Source organism: Azospirillum sp. UFLA03-27 (assembly GCF_059803775.1).
This window is the reverse complement of record NZ_JAUQTX010000227.1, coordinates 1-10,817: the sequence shown is the minus strand read 5'-3', so window position 1 is coordinate 10,817 and position 10,817 is coordinate 1. Positions and strand designations below refer to the sequence as shown.

Genomic DNA, 10,817 nt, shown 5'->3' with positions numbered 1-10,817 from the left:
GTTATAGTCTCGTGGGCTCGGAGATGTGTATAAGAGACAGGAACCCCGCCCCGCACATCGTCACCGCGTTCGAAGACGCCATGAAGCGGCTGAAGGCCAGCATCGTGCAGATGGCTGGGGCGGCGGAAACCCAGCTCGACGGCGCGTTGACCTGCCTGACCCAGCGCAACCCGGAGCAGGCCCGCGCCATCGTGGAGTCCGACGCGCGCCTCGACAGCTACGAGCACGAGATCGAGGCGAACTGCATGCGCATGCTGGTGCTTCGCCAGCCGGTGGCCGACGACCTGCGCGAGGTGATCGCCGCCCTGAAGATCGCCGGCAACCTGGAGCGGGTGGGTGACCACGCAGCCAACACCGCCCGCCGCGCCGTCGCCGTGGCGGAGTTCCCCGAGTCCCCGGCGATGAGCACCCTGCCCAACCTGGGCCGCCTGGTGCGCCAGCGCCTGACCACCGCGGTGGACGCCTATGTGGACGGCGACGTCGAACTGGCGCTGCGCGTCTGGCGCACCGACGACGAGGTGGACGCGCTTTACACCAGCCTGTGCGAGAGCATCAACCAGTCGGCGGCCCGCCTGCCGGAGATGTTCACCGCCCACATGCACCTGCTGTTCATCGCCAAGAGCCTGGAGCGCATCGGCGACCACGCGACCAACATCGCGGAGGTGGTGCATTTCGTGCACACCGGCCGCCCGCTGCTCGACGAGCGGCCCAAGGCGGACCGGTCGCGGGGGGATGTGTGAGGCTTCTCAGGCGGTTGCACTTGCCCCTACCCTGACCCTCCCCCGCTGCGCAGGGGAGGGAATTCGGCTCCTCCGCCTGCGAAGCGGGGGGAGGCCGGGAGGGGGGCAAACCAATGCAGAACTCTCCAAAAACGAAAAAGCGCGCCTCGCGGCGCGCTTTCCCGTTCTCGATTCAGGAACCGATCAGTTCTTGGACTTGTCCACCAGACGGCGCTCGGCGATCCAGGGCATCATGGCGCGCAGCTTCTCGCCGACCTGCTCGATCGAATGCTCGGCGTTGCGGCGGCGGGTCGCCTTGAAGGACGGCTGGCCGGCCTTGCACTCCAGCATCCAGTCACGGACGAAGCGGCCGGTCTGGATGTCCTCCAGAACGCGCTTCATCTCGGCCTTGGTCTCCGGGGTGATGATGCGCGGGCCGGTCTTGTAGTCGCCGTATTCGGCGGTGTTGGAGATCGAGTAGCGCATGTTGGCCATGCCGCCCTCATACATGAGGTCGACGATCAGCTTCACCTCGTGCAGGCACTCGAAATAGGCCATCTCCGGGGCGTAGCCGGCCTCGGTCAGCGTCTCGTAGCCGGCCTTGATCAGCTCGGTCAGGCCGCCGCAGAGCACGGCCTGCTCGCCGAACAGGTCGGTCTCGCACTCTTCCTTGAAGGTCGTCTCGATGATGCCGGCGCGGCCGCCGCCGATGGCCGAGGCGTAGGACAGGGCGATGTCCAGCCCGTTGCCCGAGGCGTTCTGGTGCACGGCCACGAGGCAGGGCACGCCGCCGCCGCGCTGGTACTCGCCGCGGACGGTGTGGCCGGGGCCCTTCGGCGCGATCATGAACACGTCGAGGTCGGCGCGCGGCTCGATCAGGTTGAAGTGCACGTTCAGGCCGTGCGCGAAGGCCAGGGCGGCGCCTTCCTTCAGGTTCTTGGCGAGGTCGTCGCGGTACAGGTCGGCCTGCAGCTCGTCCGGGGTGAGGATCATCACCACGTCGGCCCAGGCGGCGGCCTCGCCCGGAGCCATGACCGTGAAGCCGGCGGCCTCAGCCTTCTTGATGGTGGCCGAACCCGGGCGGAGGGCGATGCGCACGTCCTTCACACCGCTGTCACGCAGGTTGTTGGCGTGGGCGTGGCCCTGGCTGCCGTAGCCGACGATGACGACCTTCTTCCCCTTGATCAGGTTCACGTCGGCATCACGATCATAATAGACGCGCATGGTGATCTTCCTTGGATTTTTCGATCTGGTGGTGCGAGTTTTGCGCAGCGGAATTACTCCACCGGCGAAAGGGCCGCGTCAAGCACAAGACTGTTCGGCAGACCTGCAAAAGGACGGCGGGCTGGGTCGTCTCCCTGTCATGGGTAGCCTCATGGCCCGTCGTTAAGGGCCGAGATCAGAACCCGGTGGCTCCCTTCGACATGGCGACGACGCCGGTGCGGCTGGCCTCGACGAGGCCGAGCTGGGCCATCAGCCCGACAAAGTCGTCGACCTCCGCGGTCGTGCCGGTCAGTTCGAACACGAAGGAGGTCAGGGTGGCGTCCACGACCTTCGCCTTGAAGATGTCGGCCAGGCGCAGCGCCTCGATGCGGCGTTCGCCGGTGCCGGCGACCTTGACCAGCGCCAGCTCGCGCTCCACCGACGGCCCCTCGTCCGTCAGGTCGTGCACCTTGTGCACCGGCACGAGCCGGTCGAGCTGGGCCTTGATCTGCTCCACCACCATGCGGGTGCCGGAGGTGACCAGGGTGATGCGCGACAGGTGGTCGGCGTTGTTCACCTCCGCCACCGTCAGGCTTTCGATGTTGTAGCCGCGGCCCGAGAACAGGCCGATGACGCGGGCCAGCACGCCCGGCTCGTTGTCCACCAGCACGGCGATGGTGTGCTTCTCGATCTTCTCTTCCACGATCCGTACTCCGCCAGAGGGCCTTCAACCGTTCGTCTTGGTCGCCGCGATCAGACCAGCACCATGCCGTCTTCCGGCGTGGCGTCGGACGGGCTGTCCTCCGGACCGAACAGGATTTCGTTGTGGGCCTTGCCGCCGGGGATCATCGGGAAGCAGTTCTCCTTCGGGTCCACGGCGATGTCGATGATGCAGGGGCGGTCGGTGACGGCCAGCATCTTTTCGATGACCTCGTCCACCTCGGCCACCGTGGTCGCGCGCAGGCCGACGCAGCCCCAGCTTTCCGCCAGCTTCACGAAGTCGGGCAACGCCTCGGAGTAGCTGTTGGAGTAGCGGGAGCCGTGCAGCAGCTCCTGCCACTGGCGCACCATGCCCATGTACTTGTTGTTCAGGATGAAGATCTTGACCGGGGCGCGGTACTGCACCGCCGTGCCGATCTCCTGCATGTTCATCAGGAAGGACGCCTCGCCCGACACGTCCACCACGATGGCGTCCGGATGGGCGAGCTGCGCGCCGATCGCCGCCGGCAGGCCGTAGCCCATGGTGCCCAGGCCGCCGGAGGTCATCCAGCGATTCGGCTCGTCGAAGGGCAGGAACTGGGCGGCCCACATCTGGTGCTGGCCGACCTCGGTCGTCACATAGTGGTTCTTGCCGCGCAGCGCCTCGCGCAGCCGCTCCAGCGCGTACTGCGGCTTGATGACCGCCTCGGTGCGGTTGTAGTTCAGGCAGTTGCGGGCGCGCCAGCCCTCGACCTGACCCCACCACTCCTTCAGGGCGGTCTGGTCGGCACGCTTCTGGCGGGCCTTCCAGATGCGGATCATGTCTTCCAGAACGGCGCCGGCGTCACCGACGATGGGGATGTCCACCGCGACGTTCTTGTTGATCGAGCTGGGGTCGATGTCGACGTGGATCTTCTTCGAGCCCGGCGCGAATTCCGACAGCTTGCCGGTCACGCGGTCGTCGAAGCGGGCGCCGATGTTGATCATGACGTCGCAGTTGTACATGGCGAGGTTCGCCTCGTACGTGCCGTGCATGCCCAACATGCCCAGCCACTGCGGGTCCGACGCCGGGAAGGCGCCCAGCCCCATCAGGGTCGAGGTGATAGGGAAGCCGGTCATCTTCACGAACTGGGTCAGCAGCTTGGCCGCGATCGGGCCGGCGTTCACCACGCCGCCGCCGGTGTAGAAGATCGGACGCTTGGCGGTGGCGATCAGCTCGATGGCCTCCTCCACGCGGGCGATCTCGGGCTTCACCTGCGGGCGGTAGGTCTTGTGCTTCACCTCGGTCGGCGGGACGTAGGTGCCGTCGGCGAACTGCACGTCCTTCGGGATGTCGACCAGCACCGGGCCGGGACGGCCGCTGCGCGCCACGTAGAAGGCCTCGTGCATGGTGCGGGCCAGCTGGTTGACGTCCTTCACCAGGTAATTGTGCTTGGTGCAGGGGCGCGTGATGCCGGTGGTGTCGGCCTCCTGGAAGGCGTCGTTGCCGATCAGGTGGGTCGGCACCTGCCCGGACAGGCAGACCAGCGGAATGCTGTCGCACAGCGCGTCCAGCAGGCCCGTCACGGCGTTGGTGGCGCCGGGGCCAGAGGTCACCAGCACGCAGCCCACCTTACCGGTGGAGCGGGCGTAGCCTTCCGCGGCGTGCACGGCGGCCTGCTCATGCCGGACGAGGATGTGCTTGATGTCGTTCTGCTGGAAGATGGCGTCGTAGATCGGAAGTACCGCGCCGCCCGGATAACCGAAGATGATGTCTACGCCCTGATCCTTCAGGGCCTTGATGACGATCTGCGCGCCGGTCAGCTTCTGTTCGGGCATAGCTCACGACCTTCCAATGGGGGCCCCTCTTTTCTCGGGCGGCCCTGTTCCTTCTCAAACCCCGGCGATGGCCTGCTGGGAAAACAAAGGGTTATCCCCAAAGGCGAAGGCCGGGACCGGCAAACTAGACAATCCGTCCGTCTTTGGTCAACCCATTTTGCGAATGATCGAAAAGATTTTTTGCCGCAGTTTTTCCAAATATTTCGCAAGCTGGAAAGACCGCCCTCCCCGCAAAGCCGCCCGCAAACGCGAACGGCCTGCCCCGCGGGTGCGGAGGCAGGCCGTTGCGCAAAGACTGGCGGGGTTACGCCGCGACGGTCTGAAGCAGGCCGCAGAGGCGGCGGATGCCTTCGCGGATGCGCTCCGGGTTGTTGTTGGAGAAGCTGAGCCGCAGCGTGTTCTTGCCCGAGCGGTCGGCGTGGAAGGCCGAGCCGGGGACGAAGGCGACGTTGGCGTCCTTGATGGCGCGGGCCAGAAGGTCCACACCGTCGGTGCCCTCCGGCAGTTCGATCCAGACGAACATGCCGCCTTCCGGCTTGGTCCAGGTCACCCCGGCCGGGGCGAACTCGTCCAGCGCGGTCAACATGACGTCGCGGCGCTCCTTGTAGGCGGCGCGCAGGCGGCGGATGTGGCTGTCGAAGTTCTGCGACACCACATCGTGCAGCACGATCTGGTTGATGGTGCTGGTGTGCAGGTCTCCGGCCTGCTTCATCAGGACCAGCCGGTTGATGACCTCGGCCGGGCCGTTGATCCAGCCCACGCGCAGGGCCGGCACCATCGTCTTGGAGAAGGAGCCGCAGAACAGCACGTTGGTGATCTTGCCGCCGTTGCGGGCGGCGTCCAGCGCGACGATCGACGGGATCGGCTCGCCCTCGTAGCGCAGCTCGGTGTAGGCCGCGTCCTCGACGATCGGCACGCCGTGCTTGGCACAGAGGTCCAGCAACGCCTCGCGGCGGGCCAGCGAGATCGTCGTGCCGTTGGGGTTCTGGAAGTCGGGGACGAGGTAGAAGAACTTCGGCTTCTGCTCCAGCGCCGCCTCAACCGCGGCGAGGTCCGGCCCCTCGGCGTCGCCGGGGACGGAAAGATACTGCGGCTCGTAGGGCGAAAAGGCCTGGAGCGCGCCGAGATAGGTCGGGCGGGTCACCAGGATCTTCTCGCCCGGACCGATCAGCAGCTTGCCGACGAACTCCAGCGCCTGCTGCGAGCCGCTGGTCACCAGCACCTCGTCCAGCCCGGCCTGGATGCCGCGACGGCCCATGTAAGAGCAGATCCACTCGCGCAACGGCGTGAAGCCCTCGCTGATGGTGTACTGAAGCGCGCCGCCGGCCCCGCTGTTGGACTGGAAGATCTTCTCATAGGCGCGGGCGATGGCCGCGGTCGGGAAGAAATCGGGGTCCGGGATGCCCCCGGCGAAGGAGATGATTTCCGGCCGTTCGAGCAGCTTCAGCAGCTCCCGGATTTCCGAAGCTCCCATACCGGCGACGCGACCGGCAAACACGTTTCCCCAATCGACCGTCACTTTCAATCCTCCTGAGGGTCAACGACGCAACGTCGTTTCAAGATAGGTCAGTATTGCTTCACTAAGTGGTCTTGTGTAGAGCGAATTGATCGTATGGCAGCCATGCAGCGCGGAGGCCGGAGGCCGCGCCGCGAGCTGGTGGCGGAACCAGGTGACCTGCCGCTTCGCGTAGCGGCGCGTCGATTGCTGAGCCAGCGCAATGGCTTCGTCGAGCGTCAGCGCACCGCGCAGACAGTCGCGCAGCTCCGGCACGCCCAACGCCTTCATCGCCGGCAGATCGGGTTCGAGGCCGAGCGCGTCCAGACGCCGCACCTCCTCCAGCGCCCCCTGCCCCATCATCACTCGGAAACGGCGGTCGCAATTGGCGTAGAGCGCGTCGCGCGGCGGGTCGATCACCAGCACGGAGAACAGCAGGCCCTCCGGCGCGCCCTCGGCCCGCTGGGTCTGCCAGTGGGAGAGCGGATGGCCAGTGGCCTCCAGCACTTCCCAGGCACGGGTCAGGCGGGTGGTGTCGCCGGGGTTCAGCTTGGCCGAGGCCGGGTCGCGGCCCACCAGCTCCGCGCGGAACGCCTCGCCCCCCAGTTCCTGGAGCCGGGCGTGGGCGGCCTTGCGGACCTCGTCCGGGACGGCGGGAACGGCGCTCAAGCCCTCCATCAGCGTGCGCAGGTAGAGGCCGGTGCCGCCTACGACGATGGGCAGCCGTCCGGCGGCGTGAGCGGCGGCGATCTCGGCCAGCGCCATGTCGCGCCAGCGCGCGGCGGACCCGCGCTCCGCCGCCGGCAGCACGCCGTAGAGCCGGTGGGGCGCCTGCGCCAGATCCTCCGCCCCCGGACGGGCGGTCAGCACGTCCAGCTCGGCGTAGAGCTGCATGCTGTCGGCGTTGATGACCGTGCCGTTGCGCGCCAGGGCGATGTCGAGCGCCATGCCCGACTTGCCCGACGCCGTCGGGCCGCCGATCACCACCACATGCCGGTGCTGCACATCCCGGTTGCGCGGGCTGTCCTCTGCCATGTCGCCTTGCCTGACGTTCCTCCGGCTACAGCGTATGGCAGGGGAAGGCTCGGCTTGGCAAGGACGACCGGTGCGGGGCCTCAGCGAACCCTGATCGTCCCGGTCATGCCGAAGCTGCTGTGCAGCGGTTCGTGGCAGGCCAGGTCATAGGTGCCGGCCTGGATTGGGATGAAGTCCACCACGTCGGTCTGGCCGGCGGGGATTTCCAGATTCACCAGGGCCGGCGTCTCGACGGCGCCTTGCGCGGTGGTGACCCGGCGCACCGCGATGGCCTTGAAGAAGCCTTCGGAAGTGAAGGTGTGCGCGACGCTCCCGCGGTTCTCCAGCGTCAGTCGATAGGGCACTCCCCGCTCGAAGGCCAGACGGTCGGGCTGGAATTGGAACTCGTCCAGTTGAACCGTCACGAGACGGGCCTGCGCCCAATCCACCGCCGAGACGCGTGCCGCCACGTCGCCGACATAGCCGGGCGGCGGGCGCTGCGCCAGATCAGTCCCGGTGCCGCATCCGGCCAACAGCAAGGTGAAAGCGAGAATGGACGGGGTAAGAAGGGTGGCAGGCCGCTGGATCATGGACGAACCCTCCCGCGATTTGAGCGGAAACACGGCGGGAGGCTTCCGGGTCCCCGGCGCGGAATGTCTATGACGCTTGGCGGAGTGGGTTGGCGCAAACTCCCGGCTGTGCTAGGGAGCGCGCGCGCCCTTTCCCCACGGCTCTTCCAGGATCGCCCGCCATGAGCGCTGTCGTTACGCTGATCGCCGCCGCCTCCGCCGTTCTCGACGAGCAGGCCGTGCAGGCCGCCCGCGCGTCCCTGACCGCGCTGGGGGCCGATACCGCCAAGCCGGACTGGCTGGCGCCGGACCGCGCCTGCGACATCGCCGAGGAAGGGCTGGTCCCCGAGCAGGCCGAAGCCGCCGTGCGCCGCGCTCTGGCCAATCTTGCTCAAGACGGCCTCGCCATCGACGTCATCGCCCAGAAGCCGGGCAACCGGAAAAAGCGCCTGCTTGTCGCCGACATGGAATCGACGATCATCGAGCAGGAGATGCTGGACGAGTTGGGCGATTACGTCGGGCTGAAGGACCACATCGCCGCGATCACCGCCCGCGCCATGAACGGCGAGATCGACTTCAAGGGCGCGGTGCGCGAGCGGGTCGCCCTGCTGAAGGGCCTGAACGAGAGCGTCGTCGACGAGGTGTGGCAGCGCGCCACGCTGATGCCGGGTGCCAGGACACTGGTCTCCACCATGCGCGCCAACGGGGCGACCTGCGTGCTGGTCTCCGGCGGCTTCCGCTGCTTCACGGAGCGGGTGCGCCAGTGGGTCGGCTTCGACGACGACCGCGGCAACGTGCTGGAGGTGGTCAACGGCGTCATGACCGGCGCGGTGGTCGAGCCGATCCTCGACAAGGACAGCAAGCTGGAGGCGCTGCTCGCCTACGCCGGGGAGCGCCACGTCCCGAGCGTCGAGACCATGGCCGTCGGCGACGGCGCCAATGACCTGCCGATGCTGCTGGCCGCCGGGCTTGGCGTCGCCTACCACGCCAAGCCGACGGTGGCCGCCCAGGCCCGCGCCCGCGTTGACCATGGCGACCTGACCGCCCTGCTGTTCGCCCAGGGCTACCGGATCGGGGAGTTCGTGGAGGGCTGACCGCCCAGCCTTTACGGGCACGCCTCCGCAACCTCACAAAGCGAAAGGGCACCGGCGGTCTCCCGCCGGTGCCCTTTTCCTTTCGGGATAGCCCCCGGATCAGCCCTGGCTGAGCGGGATGGCGACGAAGCGCAGGTCGCCGTGACGGTCCACCAGCAGCAGGATGGACTTTTTGCCCTGCTCCTTGGCCTTCTGGATCTTGGACGTCACGTCCTCCGGCTTGCGGACCTCCTCCTGGCCGACCTCGATGATGACGTCGCCGGCGCGGATGCCCTTCTCCGACGCGGTGGAGTTGCCGGCCACCTCGGTCACCACGACGCCCTTCAGCTCGGGCTTGATCTCGAACTGCTGGCGCAGCTCGGGCGTGATGTTGGTCAGCTTCAGGCCCAGCGTCTCGGTCGGCTTCTGGGCCGGGGCCTGCTGAGGCTGGCGGCGCTGCTCCTCCGGATTGGCGGCGAGAAGGCCCGATTCCTCGGCGGCCTCAAGCTCGCCCACCTTCACCTGAAGCTGCTGCGACTTGCCCTTGCGCCACACCTCGATCGGGACGGCCTTGTCGATCGGCGTCTCGGCGACGACGCGCGGCAGGCGGCGCATCTCGTTGATTTCCTTGCCATCGAACTTGGTCACCACGTCGCCCGCCTGGATGCCGGCCTTGGCCGCCGGGCCGTTCGGGGTGATCGAGGCGACCAGCGCGCCCTTGTGGCCCTGCAGGCCCAGGCTCTCGGCGATCTCCGGGGTCACGCCCTGGATGCGCACGCCCAGCCAGCCGCGCCGCGTCTTGCCGTACTCGCGGAGCTGCGCGACCACCTGCTTGGCGAGGTTGGACGGGATGGCGAAGCCGATGCCGACCGAACCACCCGACGGCGAGAAGATCGCCGTGTTGATGCCGATGACCTCGCCGTTCAGGTTGAACATCGGGCCGCCGGAGTTGCCGCGGTTGATCGAGGCGTCGGTCTGCAGGAAATCGTCGTAGGGGCCGGCGTTGATGTCGCGCTGGCGGGCCGAGATGATGCCGGCGGTGACCGAACCGCCCAGGCCAAACGGGTTGCCGATGGCCAGCACCCAGTCGCCCACGCGCATGGCGTCCGAATCGCCGAAGGGCACGGCGACCAGCGGGTGGTTGGTGGTGATCTTCAGCAGGGCGACGTCGGTCTTCGGGTCCTTGCCGATCAGCTCCGCCTTGATGTTGGTGTCGTCCTGCAGGATGACGGTGATCTCGTCGGCGTCCTGGATGACGTGGTTGTTGGTGACCACGTAACCGTTCTTGGCGTCGATGATGAAGCCGGACCCGAGCGAGGTGGACTTGCGCGGCTGCTGCGGCTGGTCCTGCTGCTGACGGTCGAAGAAGTCGCGGAAGAACTCCTCGAACGGCGAGCCCGGCGGGAACTGCGGCATCTCGGGACGGGCGCCCTGCTGGCGCTGCGCCACCGCCTGGCTGGTGGAGATGTTGACCACGGCGGGCAGCAGCTTTTCCGACAGGTCGGCGAAGCTGGTCGGCGCCGGGCGCGACTGGGCCATGGCGGGGGTGCCGACGGCGGCGGACAGCCCCAACAGGAGAGCGGCGATCAGCGGCACGACGCGCAGACGGCGGCCCAGCGACCGGTTGCCCGCTTCGCGGCCGGATTCGGCGCGGTGGATGGGGTGGTTCGGGTTCAACTCAGCTCTCCCTGCCGGACATCCGGCACCTTCTTGTTCCAATCGGCCATCTGTTCCAATCGGCCCGCGGCTTCATGCGAATTGCGGTCCGAGGGGGCGCGTCACCGATCCGTGAGCCGGATGTAATCCCCGCGCGTCACTGCTTCAAGCAAAGGCGCACGGGTCCCATCCGCCACGGAGGACGCGCGAGTATAGAAGTCGGAGTATGGCCGGAAAATGGCGGCGCGGTCCAGCGACGCGCGCGGCAAAAGGGTGTCAGGAGCCCCGCAGAAGCCAGACGAATCCGACGCCGGCCATCGCCGTCACCAGCCCGACGGTGCGCAGCCGGTTCTCCGGCATCGTCAGCGCTTCGACGATCAGCCGCCGCATCGCAGACGGGAACAGCGCGTAGAGCACGCCTTCGATCACCAGGACCAGGGCCAGCGCGGTGAGGAAATCCGTCATCGGTCGGGCGGCATTTCAGAGGAGGATTTCAGGGCGGAAAGACAAAATTGGGGTGGGAGAACGGGCTGTCTCTTATACACATCTGACGCTGCCGACGATTATACGC

10 protein-coding genes are annotated in these 10,817 nt (G+C 67.4%); 2 read left to right on the top strand and 8 right to left on the bottom strand.

Annotation, left to right across the window (positions count from 1 at the left end; all coding sequences use genetic code 11):
* The first annotated feature begins 23 nt into the window (after positions 1–23).
* Positions 24–740 carry a phosphate signaling complex protein PhoU gene (gene phoU / locus Q4I23_RS25575; protein ID WP_498528073.1) on the top strand — a complete coding sequence of 239 codons (717 nt, stop codon included), beginning with the start codon at positions 24–26 and terminating at the stop codon, positions 738–740.
* A 183-nt stretch (positions 741–923) separates the two neighbouring features.
* On the opposite strand, the gene ilvC is transcribed toward phoU, so the two are convergent.
* The 6 genes from ilvC to Q4I23_RS25545 form a co-directional block, all read right to left on the bottom strand.
* Entirely contained in the window at positions 924–1,943 is a 1,020-nt protein-coding gene (ilvC, locus tag Q4I23_RS25570) for a ketol-acid reductoisomerase (RefSeq protein ID WP_014239996.1), read from the bottom strand.
* 175 nt (positions 1,944–2,118) lie between these two features.
* Positions 2,119–2,625 (bottom strand): acetolactate synthase small subunit, encoded by a 507-nt coding sequence (gene ilvN / locus Q4I23_RS25565; RefSeq protein WP_014239995.1) that lies wholly within the window; start codon positions 2,623–2,625, stop codon positions 2,119–2,121.
* A 50-nt stretch (positions 2,626–2,675) separates the two neighbouring features.
* Positions 2,676–4,439: an acetolactate synthase 3 large subunit gene (locus Q4I23_RS25560; protein WP_237903892.1), complete on the bottom strand. Its 1,764-nt coding sequence runs from the start codon at positions 4,437–4,439 to the stop codon at positions 2,676–2,678.
* A gap of 304 nt (positions 4,440–4,743) precedes the next feature.
* Positions 4,744–5,958 carry an aminotransferase-like domain-containing protein gene (locus Q4I23_RS25555; RefSeq protein WP_498528072.1) on the bottom strand — a complete coding sequence of 405 codons (1,215 nt, stop codon included), beginning with the start codon at positions 5,956–5,958 and terminating at the stop codon, positions 4,744–4,746.
* Between the two features lie 18 nt (positions 5,959–5,976).
* Positions 5,977–6,969 (bottom strand): tRNA (adenosine(37)-N6)-dimethylallyltransferase MiaA, encoded by a 993-nt coding sequence (gene miaA / locus Q4I23_RS25550; protein WP_454018057.1) that lies wholly within the window; start codon positions 6,967–6,969, stop codon positions 5,977–5,979.
* Positions 6,970–7,049: 80 nt separating this feature from the next.
* On the bottom strand, positions 7,050–7,538 hold the full coding sequence (locus tag Q4I23_RS25545; protein WP_498528071.1) for a cupredoxin domain-containing protein: 489 nt from the start codon (positions 7,536–7,538) through the stop codon (positions 7,050–7,052).
* A 161-nt stretch (positions 7,539–7,699) separates the two neighbouring features.
* On the opposite strand from Q4I23_RS25545, the gene serB reads away from it, so the two are divergent.
* Positions 7,700–8,611 carry a phosphoserine phosphatase SerB gene (gene serB, locus Q4I23_RS25540; RefSeq protein WP_454018055.1) on the top strand — a complete coding sequence of 304 codons (912 nt, stop codon included), beginning with the start codon at positions 7,700–7,702 and terminating at the stop codon, positions 8,609–8,611.
* A 99-nt stretch (positions 8,612–8,710) separates the two neighbouring features.
* Here the strand turns inward: serB and Q4I23_RS25535 are convergent, their stop codons facing one another.
* Positions 8,711–10,267: a DegQ family serine endoprotease gene (locus Q4I23_RS25535; protein ID WP_498528070.1), complete on the bottom strand. Its 1,557-nt coding sequence runs from the start codon at positions 10,265–10,267 to the stop codon at positions 8,711–8,713.
* A 255-nt stretch (positions 10,268–10,522) separates the two neighbouring features.
* Complete coding sequence (locus Q4I23_RS25530) at positions 10,523–10,711, bottom strand: DUF2065 domain-containing protein (RefSeq protein ID WP_498528069.1); 189 nt, start codon at positions 10,709–10,711, stop codon at positions 10,523–10,525.
* Positions 10,712–10,817 lie beyond the last annotated feature (106 nt).